This is a genomic window from Pseudomonas sp. PvP027, assembly GCF_017833005.1.
Taxonomy (GTDB): domain Bacteria; phylum Pseudomonadota; class Gammaproteobacteria; order Pseudomonadales; family Pseudomonadaceae; genus Aquipseudomonas; species Aquipseudomonas congelans.
In genome coordinates this window covers 4,895,386-4,911,309 of record NZ_JAFIBK010000001.1, presented here as the reverse complement: position 1 = coordinate 4,911,309, position 15,924 = coordinate 4,895,386, and the positions used below count along the sequence as shown (strand labels likewise).

The following is a 15,924-nucleotide window of genomic DNA, read 5'->3' as shown; positions in this document are numbered from 1 at the left end:
CAATCCCTAGCTGCAAGAACGATTTGAGCTAGCCTCATGGATCTGGGCTGGAGAAATGAAGTACGCCTGCTGTATCTGACAAGATCCACATCAGGGGCTTCCATGAATCGCGAAGAGATCAGGCAAAAGGTATTCGACGCCCTAGGCATCATTCTAGTGGACAAGAGCGCCATTCAGGATGACGCCACGCTCGTCGATCTGGCCCTTGATGACGATGATATCGAGCGCTTTTTCCTCGCTTTGGAGGCAGCCTTCGATTTCACCCTGCCTGAAGCCATCAGGAGACAGGCAATCGCCAGACCTGAGCAGTTTGCGCTGCACAGGATCATCAAGCTGGTTTTGCAGGAGACGAAAAAGGGATCGGCAAAGTCGGAGAAAGGGCCAGGGCATCAGCATTGAAAGCAGGCCCTTTTATCGGGACGCCTGGTGCGCCCCGACGAAATTCAACATGCGCATTACCCTGTGGCCAGGGTCAGGCGAAAGGCTTACCGGCGCTGGCGGCGACGATCATCATCGGCACGAACCGGAATCGGTTGCAGTTTTGGGCGTTCTATCAAACCCAATGCAACGCCTACATCGTGGAGCCATTCTTGCAGTTTGCTATTCATAGAGCCCCCTTGAGGGAAATACTCGGCAGTCGATCCGTACTCATCACTCACTAGAGATCATAGAAGCAAATGAACTGTTAGCCGAGTGCACCGGGAAACAATTTTCCCGATGGAGTCAATGTGACATTTGTGCAGGATCGCTTCTAGTCTTTGCGACGGACGGCCTGTTACTGAACATTACGCCGACGAGCCCTACGGCTCAATCAGGCGGGCTGATCAGGCCATCATTATCGGTCATCGCCCGTTCCAGCAGATCGGCGGGGAGACTCTTGCTGGCCCGCGCGCCCAGCAGTTTGAGCTGCTCGCTGCGGCTGATCAGGTTGCCGCGCCCTTCCGTCAGCTTGTTGCGCGCTGCCGAATAGGCCTTGTCCAACTGCTGCAGGCGGTTGCCTACCTCATCCAAGTCCTGGATGAACAACACGAACTTGTCATAAAGCCAGCCTGCCCGCTCGGCAATCTCACGGGCGTTCTGGCTCTGACGCTCCTGCTTCCACAGGCTGTCAATTACCCGCAAGGTGGCAAGCAAGGTCGTGGGGCTGACAATCACGATATTGCGGTCGAAGGCTTCCTGGAAAAGGTTCGGCTCGGCCTGCAAGGCGGCAGAGAAGGCTGCTTCGATCGGTACGAAAAGCAGAACGAAATCCAGACTGTGAAGCCCCTCGAGACGCTTGTAATCCTTGCCCGACAAGCCTTTGACATGGTTACGCAACGACAGGACGTGCTGCTTCAGCGCAGCCTGACCAATGACCTCATCATCAGCAGACACATATTGCTGGTAAGCCGTCAGGCTGACCTTGGCGTCGACCACCACCTGCTTGTCGCCCGGCAACATGATCAACACGTCAGGCTGAAAGCGCTCGCCGTCCGGCCCCTTGAGGCTGATTTGCGTCTGGTACTCACGGCCCTTTTCAAGCCCGGCATGCTCCAGCACACGCTCCAGAATCAGCTCGCCCCAGTTGCCCTGGGTCTTCTGCCCCTTCAAGGCGCGTGTCAGGTTGGTCGCCTCGTCACTCAAACGCTGATTCAACTGCTGCAGACGCTCCAGTTCCTTGGCCAGGGAAAAGCGTTCGCGCGCTTCGTTCTGGTAACTTTCCTCGACACGCTTTTCGAACGACTGGATACGCTCCTTGAGCGGCGTGAGCAATTGGCCCAACTGCTGCTGACTGGTCTCGGCGAAGCGCTGCTCGCGCTCATCGAAAATCTTGCCCGCCAACTCGGCAAACTGCGCGCGCAGCTCATCCCGGGAACCCTGCAGATCGTTCAGGCGCTGCTGATGGCCATCCTGCTGTTCACGCAGCTCAGCGTTAAGCGCTGCACACTGCGCATCAAGACGACGCAACTCTGCCTCTCTGGCGGCACGCTCGTGATTCCAGTCCTGTGCCGTTTCGCGGGCGCTATCGCTTTCATGGCGCAGCAACTCGACCTCGCGGCGCAACGCAGCAAGGTCAGCCTGCTTGGCCGCGTTGGCCTGGCTGAGGTCGCTGACCTCGTCACGGCATGCATCCAGTTGGGCATTGAGACCTTCCTGCGCCATTTGCGCCATGCTCAGACGCTCATCGAGCAGTGCGCTCTCAGCCTGACGAGCAGCCAGGCGGCGCTGCAGATGCCAGAGCAGGGCCAGCAAGGGCAACGCTGCTGCGGCAAGCCCCAGTAACAGGCTGTTCAGGTCCAGTGCCATAAAGACTCCATGCGGGCTGAATAATAAAGCCAGCGGCAGATTGGGTAGAGCGTGATAGTGCAGCAGAAACATCGTCTCGGGTGAGACGGGATCAACAGGCGGGGGCAAATCGGGGGAACGGATTGTACGCGTTTTCAGCAAAGCACACAGCCCCTATTAGGGGGACATTTTGCTCGGGACAATCCACAGAAGCTGTGGATAACTCAGTGGACAACCCCCCTTTAACTTCCGCAAACGCAAGCAGCATGGGGCCTGCGCTCAAACTGACGATTTTTTCACCAGCTAAAAAAAACGATGTTTTTCATTGACTTAATAATTCACCATCATAAATCAAACCCTTAGCTGCGCTTGTGACAGTGATGTGGCAGCTTGTGCCGCTAATGTGCACAACTCATCCTCAAGGCCGTTTTTCGTCATTTCATGCATCATATATTGCATGTCCAATTGCATCGCATTCTCAATGAATACAAGGCTTTCAGCAGGTTTTCAGTTTCCGGTTCGAGATGTGTGACGACGCATTTCGCGCATTATTCAGGGCAACGAAGCGAAGCGGGCGACAAATTGCACATTTTGCGGTCCAAGCACTGCCAAAAATGCACCCCCACTCTAATTCACCAACGATTCAGTGAAGGAATCCATGAAGGAGATAGCCAAGTTCTTCCTGCTATTGTTGGCCGTTTGTCTCGTCGCCCTGGCGGTCAGTATCGTACTGCCACCCCCGGACGGCGGCGTGTTCGCCTACAGCGTGCTGCTGTCAGCGATCGCCCTGATGCTGATCATCTGCAGTGACTTGAGCAACGGGCGTATCAACGCGACAGGCGATATCATGCGCGCCATCGAAAGCCGCAGGTCGCTGCGGCTTACCATTACTGCCTACCTGCTGGGCTGCTCGATGGTTGCGTCAGTCACCGTGCTGATCTATCGCCTGGCAGGGCATTGGTGAAGATTTATTCACTGCCACTTGCAATGTCCTGATGAGGCGGGTAATATCGCCGCCGTTAGTACCAAGCTGAAAATCAATTCCGGTCGACAAGTCCCCCGACAGACACTCCTCCATGCGACGAGAATGTTGGCAACAAGGGATCGACCACCTCGATGGTTTCCAGACATGAACCTTTCGCGCTGATGCACCATTTGGGGTGACAGTGCAGTCATGGCTCTCATGGTCTGCTTCAACCAGCCTGCAATTGATCAGGATCTTCACCCGGAGCGTAGAACCTTTGCTCCTGTTGTGTTGCCTGCCCTCCTAAGTACCTACCGGTCAGCCAGAGCGCCATACGATAAAGCGCGCTTCAACTGCCTGTCTTTGTTCCAGTCAGGTTCTCCGCCCAGCCAGGCTTTTGTATCAAATGTCGGCCCGCGTTTACTGGAATCTTTATTTTTGCACGGTATTGTTCCGTGTTGCTTCAGGAAACACCTTGAATATGAATACTCAGACTCAACATGCAATTCACACATTGACCAACGCTTTTGCTCCAATGAACTGCCTGATCATGGCCGCTCGCAAAGGCTGCTTCAGTTTCACCATCGTCAATGAACACGGCATCGCCCGCCACAGCGAACGCCTGTACCCCGATCAGTACGCCAGCGCCGAACCGCTGCAGGCCGTGATCGAGCGTACCCGTCAGGCCCTCATCGCCTGACGAAAACGCTGCACCGCAAGCCGAAAGCCCCGCACTGCAAAGGCGGGGCTTTTTTTATGCGCGCTTTATAACAGCGTCATCATCCAAGGATAAGGCTCTGAACCTGCACTAATTCACAGTTCCTACTCCTTGGCCAGGATTGTCCTACAAGAATAGCTCTAAATCGGGCTCCTCAGCCTATAGCGCGCCGTCGAAAATGTTGGTAATTTTCGACCGGTGAACAACAAGGAGTTCTAATAATGAAAATAATGACAAAAGCATTGAACCGGACAACACTTGGACTCGCACTGGGTCTGGCCTCTTCTCAACTGCTCGCTGCCGGCTTTGCCCTCAACGAACAAAGCATCAGCGGCATGGGCACCGGCTTTGCAGGTCGCTCCTCGTCAGCAGATGACGCAAGCACCGTATTCGGCAACCCTGCCGGTATGTCCCGCCTCAAACGTGAACAAATCAGCGGCGGCGCGGCTGCCGTGATCGCCAAGACCGATATCGACAACGGTCGTGGCACATTTGGCGGCAGCAACGACGGCGATATGGTTCCGGTGGTCGGCGTACCCATGGGCTACTACGTCAAACCAATCGATGATCACTGGGCATTTGGTCTGGGCGTGTACGTACCGTTCGGCCTGGTCACCGATTACGAAAAAGGCTTCGCTGGCCGCTACTGGGGTGACAAGAGTCACGTCCAGGTCGTGACCTTCCAGCCGACTGTCAGCTATGCATTCAATGACAAGGTCTCCATCGGTTTCGGCCCGACGATCAACCGTATCGACGGCGAGCTGACCTCGGCAACATTGAACGCCGCAACACCCGGCCGTAACGACGGCAAGGTGAAGATCGAAGGCGATGACACCGCAATCGGCTTCAATGCCGGTATCCTGGTGCAGGCAACCGACACCACTCGTCTGGGGCTGACTTACCACTCCAAGGTCGATTACAAGCTCAAGGGCAAGACCAAGATCGAAGGTTCGGGCTTCGGTCCTTTCGGCGGTCAGAAGTATGACGCTTCGCTGGACATTTCCACGCCTGAGTCCGTGGACTTCTCCATCACCCAGCAGATCGACGAGAACTGGACGGTCTATGCCGGCAGCACCTGGACTCGCTGGAGTCGCCTGCAAGACATCACCGTCAACAACGATGGCGTCCCTGCCCTGCTGGGCGGCTCGGCCGGCCCTATCGGCACCATCAGCGAAGAACAGAACTGGCACGACACCTGGGCACATGCCATCGGTGCTTCGTACAAGGTCAATAAAGAGTGGACGCTGCGCACCGGCTTCTCCGTTGATCAGTCGCCGACCAACAACGTCAACCGCTCCCCACGCATCCCGACTGGCGATCGCAAGATCATCAGCTTCGGTGCAGGCTGGAGCCCGACCGACGACCTGACCATCGACGTGGCGTACTCGTACCTGCGTGAAGACGAAACCAAGATCCGCGATTCCAGCGCGACCAAAGGTTCGTACAGCGCCGACTATCGCAACACCGCTCACGGCCTGGGCACTTCGGTTACCTATCGCTTCTGATAAGCAACTGCCAGGCTGAAAAAAGCCCGCAACCAGTGATGGTTGCGGGCTTTTTATTGCGTGTCTGGTGCGCTCAGACCTGCATTGATTGACTATCGTGCAGATGCTCCGCGTCATTGACTGACTATCGTGCCGACGCTCCGCGTCGGCATGCAGTTCTGGACGCTCTGCGTCCTCTATGTGGCGCTCCGCGTCACACCAGTTTTTTGCGATGCCAGGTCGATTCAGACAAGACTCAAGCCGCCCTTTTTTGCCCCCTAAGGCTTCGACGCAATCGCCTTTTCAATGGCTGCGATCAGCTCCGGATCATCCGGCTTGGTCACGCTGGAGAAGTTGGCAATGACCTTGCCCTGGCGGTCGACCACGTACTTGTAAAAGTTCCAGCGCGGCGCACTGCTCTGCTCGGCCAGCACCTTGAACAAATGAGTCGCATCATCACCGCGCACGGCCTGCGGCTCGGTCATGGTGAAGGTCACGCCATAATTGACGTAGCAGACCTTGGCGGTCTCCTCACCATCCTTGGCTTCCTGTTTGAAGTCATTGGACGGCACGCCCAGCACCTCCAGCCCCTGCCCTTTGTATCGTTGACTCAGTTCTTCAAGGCCTTTGAACTGCGGGGCGAAGCCGCAGAAACTGGCAGTATTGACCACCACCAGCGGCTTGCCGGCAAAGCGCTTGCACAGGTCGATGTTTTCCTTGGCGCGCAGCTTGGGCAGCTCGCCTTGCAGCAACGGCGGACAGTCGGCAGCCATTGCAGCACCGCTCATGGCCAGCAGCAAAAGAGGGATCGAAAAAAAGCGAATGTTCATCATGGCAGCCCTGAATATTGTTGTCGTCTGCCGACACGCTACCCCATGCCGGAGCGTCTGCCTAGCAAGCGCCCATTCCCAGTTGCAATGCGGCCAGCCCGACATGCTGCCAGGCCCACCAGAGCAATCCCAGCACCACCGCGCCCACCAGCAGCGCCGCCAGCAGAGGCCAGCGCCGACTCACGCCAGACTGCCCTGCGCCTGCAACCGTGCCACCGGGCGCTCGCGTACCGGCCAGTTGAGCGCCGCCGCGAGCAGACTCAGGAGTATCGAGATTTGCCAGATCAGGTCGTAGCTGCCGGTGCGGTCATACACCAGCCCGCCCAGCCAGCCACCGAGGAAGGCGCCCAACTGGTGAAACAGGAAGACAATGCCGCCCAGCATCGACAAGTTGCGCACACCAAACAGTGTCGCCACCGTACCGTTGGTCAGCGGCACGGTGGACAGCCACAGCAAGCCCATCGCCACACCGAACAGATACGCTGTGGTCTGGCTCAAGGGTATCCAGAGAAACAGCACGATCACCACCGCACGCAACAGGTAAAGCACGGTCAGCAGTCGGGGCTTGGACATGCGTCCGCCCAGCCAGCCTGCGGTGTAGGTGCCAAAGATATTGAACAGGCCGATCAGGGCCAGCACCGTAGTGCCGACCTTGGCGGGCAAGTGTTGATCCACCAGATAGGCCGGTAAATGCACGCCAATGAACACCACTTGAAAGCCGCAGACAAAGAACCCCAGCGCCAACAGCCAGAATCCTGAATGCGAGCACGCCTCACGCAGCGCCTCGCCGAGGGTCAGTTCGACGCCGGTGGATACGCTCGGCGTATCCTTGAGCATGCCCACCAAAGGCAGGATCAACGCCACCATCACGCCCAGTACCAGCAAGGCACCGGACCAGCCCAGCCAACTGATCAATCCCAATGTACCGGGCAGCATGGCGAACTGACCGAATGAGCCGGCTGCGCTGGCGATCCCCATGCCCATGCTGCGTTTTTCCGCGGGCAGCGCGCGCCCCACGACACCGAGGATGACCGAAAACGATGTGCCGGACAGACCGATACCGATCAGCAGACCGGCGCTCAGTGAAAGGCTGAGGGAAGAATCGGCGGTACTCATGCACAACAGACCTGCGGCATACAGCACACCACCGACGAAGACGACCTTCGCCGCACCAAATCGATCTGCCAGCGCCCCAGCGAATGGCTGCGCCAGACCCCACATCAGGTTCTGCAAGGCAATGGCAAAGGCAAAGACTTCACGCCCCCAGCCAAACTCGGCGCTCATGGGCGCCAGAAACAGACCGAAGCCGTGCCGCGTACCCAGCGAAAGCGCAAGAATCAACGCACTGCCCAGCAGAACCCAGCCACTGGTACGCCAGATCGATGTCATGGTTAAGCTCCCTGCGCTTTGTGTTACATGGTTTTACCCGCGATTCGCGAAGCTACGCGGTGCCGATAAAAGCTGTCAACAACGCATTGAGCAGGGTCTCAAAGCAGCGCCAGCGTCAGCAGCACCGCCAACTCCAGCAGCTCGAGCAATGCACCGGCCGTATCGCCGGTGCATCCGCCCAGCCGGCGCATCATCAACTGCCGCAGCCAGAAGAAACAGGCGGCGCAGACCAGCAACACGGCTACCCCTGACCAGCCGGCGAGCAGCACGCACGCAATGGCAGTGGCGAGCAAAACCTTGCGTCCAGGGCCACGCGGCAAGTGATCGGCCAGTGCCTGCCCCAGCCCGCCGGAACGCACATACGGCGTGCCCAGAAACAGTCCAAGCATGGCCGCGCGCCCGATCACCGGAGCCAACAGCAGCCAGACACTGGCATGGCTCTCGATCAGCGCCAGAATCGCGGCGAACTTGAGCAGCAGCACCAAGACCAGCGTGACCACGGCGATAGGCCCGCTGCGTGGGTCCTTCATGATCTTCAAGGTGCGTTCACGGTCACCGAAGCCGCCCAGCCAGGCGTCAGCACTGTCGGCCAGCCCGTCCAGGTGCAGGCCGCCGCTGAGCAATACCCAGGCACTGAGTACCAGCGCGGCGTGGAGCATGAGCGGCGCACCACCGAGCAGGGTGTTGAACCCCAGCAGCAGCGTGCCGAACACCGCGCCTACCAGCGGGTAGTACAGCAAGGAACGTCCAAGCTCTTCGGGGCGCGGCATGCCGGGCAGTCTGATCGGCAGGCTGCCGAGAAATTGCAGGGCGATCCAGAACGGCAGCATCTCAGATCTCCGTGAGTACGCGATCAGCAGCGACCTGAATCGACAACAGCGCGCCATGCCCGACCACCACCTGCAACAGTTGTTCACGCGGCAAGCCACGCGCCTGCGCCAGCAGCAGGCGCATGACACCGCCGTGACTGACCAGCAACACGCGCTCGCCGGCATAAGCCTGATGCAGACGCTGAACGGCACTCAATACCCGATTCGAGAAATACAGCACCGGCTCGCCACCGGGAGGCGTGAAGGCATAGGGATCAGCCCAGAACAGACCCAGGCCCTCGGCGTCGGTTTCCATGAGTTGCGCAGGGCTGTGCCCTTCCCAGTCACCGAAATGCAGCTCCTGCAAACCGGGTTCCAGGTGCAGGGGCAACGACAAGCGCTGCGCCAGCTCTTCGGAGAAACGTGCGCAACGTTGCAGAGGCGAGCTGACAATCCGCGTCCAGGGTCCGCCGTCGGCCACTGCTGCACGCATCTGCTGCCAGCCAGACTCGGTCAGGGCATCATCGATACTGCCGCGCAGGCCGCCGCCCAGTTCGGTTTCGCCATGACGCAACAGATCAAGGTGCAAGGTCATGCGGGGCGATCCGCCACAGCCGCTTCGGCAAACGTCGCCATGCCGTTATGCAGCTCGCACGCCAGGCGCACCAGCGGCACCGCCAGTGCGGCACCACTGCCCTCGCCCAGACGCAAACCGAGGTCCAGCAGCGGTTCGGCTTGCAGCGTTTCCAGCAGATGCCGGTGGCCCGGTTCGGCACCCCGATGACCGAACAGCAGCCAGTTGCGGCAGGAAGGGTTCAGGCGCACCGCCACCAGCGCGGCCACGCTGCAAATAAAACCGTCGACCAGCACCGCGATACCTTCCTGCGCGCAGGCCAGGTAAGCGCCCGTCAACGCGGCGATTTCGAAGCCACCCAGACAGAACAGGCTATTCAACGGGTCACCGGCCTGCTCGGCGTGCAATGCAAGCGCGCGTTCGATGACATGAGTCTTGTGCTGAATACCCTCGGCGTTCAGCCCGGTGCCCGGACCGACCAGCAATGGCGCGGCACACTCCAGCAGCGAGCAGGCGACTGCGCTGGCGGCTGTGGTGTTGCCGATGCCCATCTCGCCACCGATGAACAGTTCGGTGCCGACAGCCTTGGCGCGCAATACGCTGTCACGCCCGGCCTGCAGGGCGGCGAGCCCCTGCTCGACACTCATGGCCGGCCCTTGGGCAAAATTGGCGGTGCCCGCGCCAATGCGCAGATGGCGCACCCCGGGCAAATCCATTGGCGACACGGTGCCCAGATCGACCACGTCCAGTTGCGCGGAGAGCTGACGCGCCAGCACGCTGATCGCGGCGCCGCCATTGACGAAGTTGTGCAGCATCTGCCCGGTGACTTCCTGCGGGTACGCCGACACGCCTTCAGCGACGACGCCGTGATCCGCGGCAAAAATCGAGATCCACAGTTGATCGGCGGCCGGACGCTCACGCCCCTGCAAGCCGGCCAGCTGCACTGCCAGACGCTCCAGTTGCGCCAGCGAACCGGCGGGTTTGGTCAGTTGCTGCTGACGGGCCAGTGCCGCCTCGCGCATTGGCACATCAATGGCCTGTGCAGGCTTGAGCCACCAGGAATTACTCATAGCGCGGTTCCTTTCAACGTCAGGGGCAAGCCGGCAACGGTCAACACGACACGCTGGCAACGCTCGGCCAGCGCCTGATGTAACAGGCCGGCTTCATCGACATAGCGACGGGTCAGTTCGCCGAGCGGCACGACGCCAAGCCCGGTTTCGTTGCTGACAAAAATGATTTCACCCGGCAGCCCGGCAAGACTGTCGAGCAGGGATTCACGTTCTTGAAGCAGGCGCTCGGGGTTGTCGAGCATCAGCAGATTGGTCAGCCAGAGGGTCAGGCAATCGACCAAGAGGCAGCAATCGGGCGCCGCGTTTTCGCGCAGCACGCGCGCCAGCTCGATCGGTTCTTCGACCAGTCCCCAATGTTCGGGACGGCGTGCGCGATGGCTGGCAACACGCTGATTCATTTCGCCGTCCAGAGGCTGACTGGTGGCGATGTAGACCACCCTCAGCGCGCTGTCGGCGGCCAGTTTTTCCGCCAGGCGACTCTTGCCGGAACGCGCGCCGCCGAGGATCAATTGCAGCATTCAGTTCGCCTCCAGGCCGCACAGTTCGCGAAGCAATGGGCCGTCCAGGTGCTTTTCCACCAGGTCCGCCAGGCGTTCGATGTCGCGCTCGCGCAGGGCGTGATAATCGACGGACTGCACGTTCGCCAACCCCGCCCAGCGCAGCAACGCGCTACAGGCAGCAGGTGATTCGAACAGGCCGTGCAGGTAAGTCCCCAGCACCTGCCCGTCGACACTCTGCGCGCCGTCGCAACGCCCGTCGTCCAGTTGCACGGCAGCCTGCTCAAGCGCCGGCCCTGTCGTGACACCGGCATGAATTTCGTAACCGCTGACCTCGGCGTCTTCGAGGGTCAGACGACCGCGCACATTGCGCAATTGCTTTTCCGCTTCCAGCACCGTGCTCATGGCCAGCAAGCCGAACCCGGCGCTGGACCCGGCTGCGCCTTCCAGCCCGAGTGGATCATGTACCTGCTCACCGAGCATTTGCAGACCGCCGCAAATCCCCATCAGCTTGCCGCCGTAACGCAAATGTCGATCGATGGCGGTGTCCCAGCCATTATTGCGCAGGTAGTTCAGATCGCTGCGCACACTCTTGGAGCCGGGCAGAATGATCAGGTCCGCAGGCGGAATCGCCTGGCCGGGGCCGATGAATTGCAGATTGACCTGAGGGTGCAGGCGCAGCGGGTCGAAATCGGTGTGATTACTGATGCGAGGCAGCACCGGGACCACCACGTTCAGCACATGCTCGACCTTGTCGGTCTGACGCTGGTCCAGGCCGTCTTCGGCCTCCAGGTGCAGATCCATCACGTAGGGCAGCACGCCGACCACCGGCTTGCCGGTGCGTGCTTCCAGCCAGTCCAGGCCCGGCTGCAACAAGGCGATGTCGCCACGAAAACGGTTGATGATGAAACCCTTGACCCGCGCCTGCTCGCTGGGCGACAGCAACTCGAGCGTACCGACCAGATGGGCAAACACCCCGCCACGATTGATGTCGGCAATCAGCAGCACCGGGCAATCGACCGCTTCGGCAAAGCCCATGTTGGCAATATCGTTGGCGCGCAGATTGATCTCGGCCGGAGAACCCGCGCCCTCGACGACGATCACCGGATAGCGTTCACCCAAGCGCCGATGCGACTCCAGCACAGCCTGCATGGCTATCTCTTTGTAGCCGTGATACGCCACCGCATTCATGGTGGTCACGGCGCGGCCGTGAATGATCACCTGCGCGCCGGTGTCACTGTTGGGCTTGAGCAGCACCGGGTTCATGTCGGTGTGCGGTTCGAGGTAGCACGCCTGGGCCTGCACGGCCTGTGCGCGACCGATCTCGCCGCCGTCTGCGGTCACCGCGCTGTTGAGCGCCATGTTCTGCGGCTTGAACGGCACGACTTTGACACCCTGGCGGGTCAGCCAGCGGCACAGGGCCGTCACCAGAGTGCTCTTGCCGGCATCGGAGGTGGTGCCTTGTACCATCAGCGTGCTCATGGGTATTCCTTGCGGTATTCAAGCAGAACATCGTGCAGCCGCAGCCAGTCGGCCTCGTCGCACGGCAGACCGAAACGCAGACTGGAAGTCTCGGGGGTATCCCCCTTGAACAGGCGCAGCAGCACGCCACGCTGCGCACAAAACTCATAGAGCGTCTGCGCTTCAGGGGTCACCAGCCACTGGAACAGCGCACAGCCGCCTTGCGGGCTCAGGCCGTAGCGGTCGAGCAACGCCACCAGCCGGGCGCGGGCCTGTTCACAGCGCTCACGCTGGCGCGCCTGCCCCTGCTGATCGCTGAGGCACACCTGACCGATGATCCGCGTGGGCCCACTGACCGACCAGGGGCCGATTTCCTGCGCCAGCATTCTCAACAGTACCGGCTCGGCCATGACAAAACCGAGCCTGACGCCCGCCAGGCCGAAAAACTTGCCAAACGAACGCAGGACGATCAGCCCGGCACGCCAGGTCTCGGCCGCCAGGCTCATGCCCGGCGTGTTATCCATGAACGCTTCATCGACGACCAGCCAGCCACCGCGCTCGGCCAGTCGCGCATGCCACTCCAGCAGGCGCTCGGCGCTCACGTGCAGACCAGTCGGATTGTTGGGGTTGACTACCACCAGCACGTCCAGACTGTCGAGAAAATATTCGACCTCCTGCTCACCGACCTCACGCACCACGAAACCGTTCTTGCGCCAGGCATGCGCGTGCTCTGCGTAGCATGGCGACAGTACGCCGACCCGCCCTCCGCTGCGCACCCTGGGCAGCGCCTGAATCGCAGCCTGCGAACCGGACACCGGCAATAACCGGGACACGCCGTAATAAGTGCAGGCCGCTGCTTCAAGGCCATCGTCGGTCTCGGGCAACCGCGCCCAGGCACGCGTCGGAATCTCCGGGATGGGCCACGACCACGGCGCGATCCCGGTGGACAGGTCCAGCCAGTCGGCCAGATGGATACCATAATGCTGCGCCGCCGCGCGCAAGCGCCCGCCGTGCTCAAGCATAAAAATCAGCTGCCACGCAGATGACCAGCAGCCACAACCAGACGCCACGCTGCACCAGTTGCCAGCCGCGATCGATCGAATCCGCATCGGCAGGCGCACCCTCCCCCAGTTGCGGACGCTGATGCAACTCGCCGTGATAGATCGCCGCGCCACCCAGTTCGACACCCAGTGCGCCAGCGCCAGCGGCCATCACCGGACCGGCATTCGGACTGTCCCAGGCCGGAGCCTGCGTACGCCAGCAACGCAGCGCCAGTCGGGTCTTGCCCAGCAAGGCGTAGGTCAGTGCCACAAGACGTGCGGGAATGTAGTTGAGCAGATCGTCGATCTTCGCCGCAGCCCAGCCAAAACGCTCAAAGCGCTCGTTGCGATAACCCCACATGGCGTCCAGCGTATTGCTCAGCCGGTACAGCACCACGCCGGGCGCACCGGCCACGACAAACCAGAACAGCGCAGCGAACACCGCATCGCTGCCGTTCTCCAGCACCGACTCGGTGGCTGCGCGGGCCACTTCGGTAGCGTCCAGCTCAGTGGTCTGGCGACTGACCAGATAACCGACCCGCTGACGTGCTTCGACCAGATCATCACTGCGCAGCGCTTGCGCCACTGGCTGAACGTGCTCGCCCAGGCTGCGCATGCCCAGCGCGCAATACAACGCCAGAATCTCGAACAGCCAGCCCACGCCAGGCAACCAGCTCAGCAACGTTGCCAGCAGCGTCAACGGCACAACGGTAATGACCCAGGCGGTGACGCCGTGACTGCGCCAGCCGCGGCCGCCACTGTTGAAACGCTGCTCGACCCGACTGGCGAAGTTGCCGAACGCCACCAGCGGATGCCATCGTTTCGGCTCACCGAGCAGCGCATCCAGCGCGACCCCGGCGACGCTCAGCAGCGCCACACTCATTGACTCACTCCCCATTGATTCTCATACAGCAGCTCATGCAGCGGACGCGCCTGCGCCCAGCCTTCCATCGCCAGCATTGGCGCAGGATAAAATTCCTTGACCGGCCCCAGGCAAATGATCGCCAGCGGCTTGGCGCCGTCGGGCATGCCCAGCAGTTCGGCCAGCGCCTCGGGATCGAACAGCGATACCCAGCCCATACCCAGGCCTTCTACACGCGAGGCCAGCCACAGGTTCTGGATCGCGCAGGACAGCGACGCCATGTCCATTTCCGGCAAGGTGCGCCGGCCGAAAATATGTTGTTCACGCCCTTCCATCAGCGCGGCGACCAGCACTTCTGCGCAGTCATTGATACCTTCGACCTTGAGCTTCATGAACTCGTCGGTTCGCTCACCCAGCGCCTCGGCGGTACGAATACGCTCCTCCTCTACCTGCGCCTGCATCCTGCCGCGCAATAACGGGTCGCTGATGCGGATGAAGCGCCACGGCTGCATGAGCCCGACGCTGGGAGCCTGATGCGCGGCCGCCAGCACGCGTGCCAGCAGTTCGGGCTCGACCGTGCCGCCGATGAAGTGGCGCATGTCGCGACGTTCGGCGATAGCGCGGTACACCGCAGCCCGCTCTTCGGGGCTGAACGCTTGCTCGGTCATGGTTTGAACAGCGCCGCTATCGCCAGGGGGCAGGAAGGAAAATAGAAATGCACATAGGACGCGGTCAGGCGACCCAGGCGATAAACCGCTTCTGCGCCGCGCCCGCCATTGGGGCTGACGCCACGGGCAATCGGCTGCAGCTCGGTGCTGGTCAGCGAATGGTGATAGGTGTGACCGTGCAGCGTGCCCTCGGGCAGCTCGACGGCTTGCAAGGCCAGCGCGGCCAGACGCTTCTGCATGACCGCTTCACCGGACAGCAAGCCGACCAGTTCGACGCGCACGCCCTCGACATCGGTCAAGGCTTCGAGCAAATAGAGCATGCCCCCGCACTCGGCCAGAATCGGCTTGCCGGCTATATGGTGAGCCCTGATCGAAGCCTGCATCGTGCCGTTGACGGCCAGCGCAACGTGGTGCAGCTCCGGGTAGCCACCTGGCAGGTACAGGCTGTCGGCGTCGGGCAGCTGGCGATCATGGATCGGCGAGAAGAAACTCAGCTCGGCGCCCATATTCCTCAGCAGGTCCAGGCTCGCGCCATACAGAAAGGCGAAGGCTTCGTCGCGCGCGATGGCAATGCGTACGCCGCGCAGCAGCGGCTCGACCTGAACCGGGTCGGGCGCCGTGAAGGTCACGGCCGGCGGCAAGGCCACTTCACACGTACTGGCCAGCGCCGCAGCGGCCATGTCCAGACGCACGTCCAGATCGTTGAGCTCACTGGCCTGGACCAGCCCCAGATGACGGCTGGGCAGTTCGAAGCCGACTTCCCGGGACAGTGCGCCGTACCAGCGCAGGCCTTCGGTCAGGCTGTTCTCCAGCAACTGCGCATGGCGTACCGTGCCGACGCGATTGGCCAGCACGCCGGCAAACGGCAGATCAGGCTGATAGCGCGCCAGACCAAGCGCCAGTGCGCCAAACGTCTGCGCCATGGCCGTGCCGTCGATCACACCGAGCACCGGCACGCCAAAATGCCGGGCCAGGTCGGCGCTCGACGGCGTGCCATCGAACAGGCCCATGACCCCTTCGATCAGAATCAGGTCCGCCTCGCCGGCCGCTTCCCACAACAGGCGACGGCTTTCATCGGCGCCGACCATCCACATGTCCAGCTGATAGACCGGCGCGCCACTGGCCCGCTCGAGAATCATCGGGTCGAGAAAGTCCGGTCCGCACTTGAAGACCCGAACCTTGCGCCCCTGGTTGCGGTGCAGGCGTGCCAGTGCAGCGGTCACCGTGGTTTTGCCTTGCCCGGAGGCAGGCGCAGCGATCAATACCGCCGGACAATCACGCGGGGCTCTCATT

18 protein-coding genes are annotated in these 15,924 nt (G+C 61.1%); 4 read left to right on the top strand and 14 right to left on the bottom strand.

Annotated features, from left to right (window positions below; all coding sequences use genetic code 11):
* The first annotated feature begins 102 nt into the window (after nucleotides 1–102).
* Nucleotides 103–399, top strand: coding sequence for a hypothetical protein (locus JOE33_RS21305; RefSeq protein ID WP_096102227.1), 297 nt, complete (start codon nucleotides 103–105; stop codon nucleotides 397–399).
* A gap of 86 nt (nucleotides 400–485) precedes the next feature.
* On the opposite strand, the gene JOE33_RS26030 is transcribed toward JOE33_RS21305, so the two are convergent.
* Together JOE33_RS26030 and rmuC are read right to left on the bottom strand one after the other, a co-directional pair.
* Nucleotides 486–608, bottom strand: coding sequence for a PA1414 family protein (locus JOE33_RS26030; protein WP_003418154.1), 123 nt, complete (start codon nucleotides 606–608; stop codon nucleotides 486–488).
* 199 nt (nucleotides 609–807) lie between these two features.
* Nucleotides 808–2,172: a DNA recombination protein RmuC gene (gene rmuC, locus JOE33_RS21300; RefSeq protein WP_187625749.1), complete on the bottom strand. Its 1,365-nt coding sequence runs from the start codon at nucleotides 2,170–2,172 to the stop codon at nucleotides 808–810.
* Nucleotides 2,173–2,923: 751 nt separating this feature from the next.
* On the opposite strand from rmuC, the gene JOE33_RS21295 reads away from it, so the two are divergent.
* From JOE33_RS21295 to JOE33_RS21285, 3 genes are all read left to right on the top strand, one after another.
* On the top strand, nucleotides 2,924–3,229 hold the full coding sequence (locus tag JOE33_RS21295) for a hypothetical protein (RefSeq protein ID WP_010433566.1): 306 nt from the start codon (nucleotides 2,924–2,926) through the stop codon (nucleotides 3,227–3,229).
* Between the two features lie 481 nt (nucleotides 3,230–3,710).
* Nucleotides 3,711–3,929: a hypothetical protein gene (locus JOE33_RS21290; RefSeq protein ID WP_002554588.1), complete on the top strand. Its 219-nt coding sequence runs from the start codon at nucleotides 3,711–3,713 to the stop codon at nucleotides 3,927–3,929.
* A gap of 248 nt (nucleotides 3,930–4,177) precedes the next feature.
* A complete protein-coding gene (locus JOE33_RS21285) occupies nucleotides 4,178–5,452 on the top strand; it encodes an outer membrane protein transport protein (RefSeq protein WP_033832659.1) in 1,275 nt (424 codons plus the stop codon).
* 257 nt (nucleotides 5,453–5,709) lie between these two features.
* Here the strand turns inward: JOE33_RS21285 and JOE33_RS21280 are convergent, their stop codons facing one another.
* The 12 genes from JOE33_RS21280 to JOE33_RS21230 form a co-directional block, all read right to left on the bottom strand.
* On the bottom strand, nucleotides 5,710–6,261 hold the full coding sequence (locus JOE33_RS21280; protein WP_187625748.1) for a glutathione peroxidase: 552 nt from the start codon (nucleotides 6,259–6,261) through the stop codon (nucleotides 5,710–5,712).
* Between the two features lie 61 nt (nucleotides 6,262–6,322).
* A complete protein-coding gene (locus JOE33_RS26025) occupies nucleotides 6,323–6,445 on the bottom strand; it encodes a hypothetical protein (RefSeq protein WP_003404263.1) in 123 nt (40 codons plus the stop codon).
* Nucleotides 6,442–7,641, bottom strand: coding sequence for an MFS transporter (locus JOE33_RS21275; RefSeq protein ID WP_187625750.1), 1,200 nt, complete (start codon nucleotides 7,639–7,641; stop codon nucleotides 6,442–6,444). The genes JOE33_RS26025 and JOE33_RS21275 overlap by 4 nt, the downstream gene beginning before the upstream one ends.
* Nucleotides 7,642–7,748: 107 nt before the next feature.
* Nucleotides 7,749–8,480 carry an adenosylcobinamide-GDP ribazoletransferase gene (locus JOE33_RS21270; protein ID WP_010433554.1) on the bottom strand — a complete coding sequence of 244 codons (732 nt, stop codon included), beginning with the start codon at nucleotides 8,478–8,480 and terminating at the stop codon, nucleotides 7,749–7,751.
* Between the two features lies 1 nt (nucleotide 8,481).
* Entirely contained in the window at nucleotides 8,482–9,054 is a 573-nt protein-coding gene (gene cobC, locus JOE33_RS21265) for an alpha-ribazole phosphatase family protein (protein ID WP_209924131.1), read from the bottom strand.
* Nucleotides 9,051–10,103 carry a nicotinate-nucleotide--dimethylbenzimidazole phosphoribosyltransferase gene (gene cobT, locus JOE33_RS21260; protein WP_054993522.1) on the bottom strand — a complete coding sequence of 351 codons (1,053 nt, stop codon included), beginning with the start codon at nucleotides 10,101–10,103 and terminating at the stop codon, nucleotides 9,051–9,053. The genes cobC and cobT overlap by 4 nt, the downstream gene beginning before the upstream one ends.
* Nucleotides 10,100–10,621: a bifunctional adenosylcobinamide kinase/adenosylcobinamide-phosphate guanylyltransferase gene (cobU, locus tag JOE33_RS21255; protein WP_010433545.1), complete on the bottom strand. Its 522-nt coding sequence runs from the start codon at nucleotides 10,619–10,621 to the stop codon at nucleotides 10,100–10,102. The genes cobT and cobU overlap by 4 nt, the downstream gene beginning before the upstream one ends.
* Nucleotides 10,622–12,082 (bottom strand): cobyric acid synthase, encoded by a 1,461-nt coding sequence (locus JOE33_RS21250; protein WP_096125615.1) that lies wholly within the window; start codon nucleotides 12,080–12,082, stop codon nucleotides 10,622–10,624.
* Complete coding sequence (gene cobD / locus JOE33_RS21245; protein WP_010433540.1) at nucleotides 12,079–13,083, bottom strand: threonine-phosphate decarboxylase CobD; 1,005 nt, start codon at nucleotides 13,081–13,083, stop codon at nucleotides 12,079–12,081. Before cobD ends, JOE33_RS21250 begins: the two co-directional genes overlap by 4 nt.
* The gene (gene cbiB, locus JOE33_RS21240) at nucleotides 13,076–13,984 is read right to left on the bottom strand and encodes an adenosylcobinamide-phosphate synthase CbiB (protein WP_122590430.1); all 909 of its coding nucleotides are present in this window, start codon (nucleotides 13,982–13,984) and stop codon (nucleotides 13,076–13,078) included. Before cbiB ends, cobD begins: the two co-directional genes overlap by 8 nt.
* Entirely contained in the window at nucleotides 13,981–14,631 is a 651-nt protein-coding gene (gene bluB / locus JOE33_RS21235; protein ID WP_187625920.1) for a 5,6-dimethylbenzimidazole synthase, read from the bottom strand. The genes cbiB and bluB overlap by 4 nt, the downstream gene beginning before the upstream one ends.
* Nucleotides 14,628–15,923 (bottom strand): cobyrinate a,c-diamide synthase, encoded by a 1,296-nt coding sequence (locus tag JOE33_RS21230; RefSeq protein ID WP_187625919.1) that lies wholly within the window; start codon nucleotides 15,921–15,923, stop codon nucleotides 14,628–14,630. Before JOE33_RS21230 ends, bluB begins: the two co-directional genes overlap by 4 nt.
* Nucleotide 15,924: the final 1 nt, after the last annotated feature.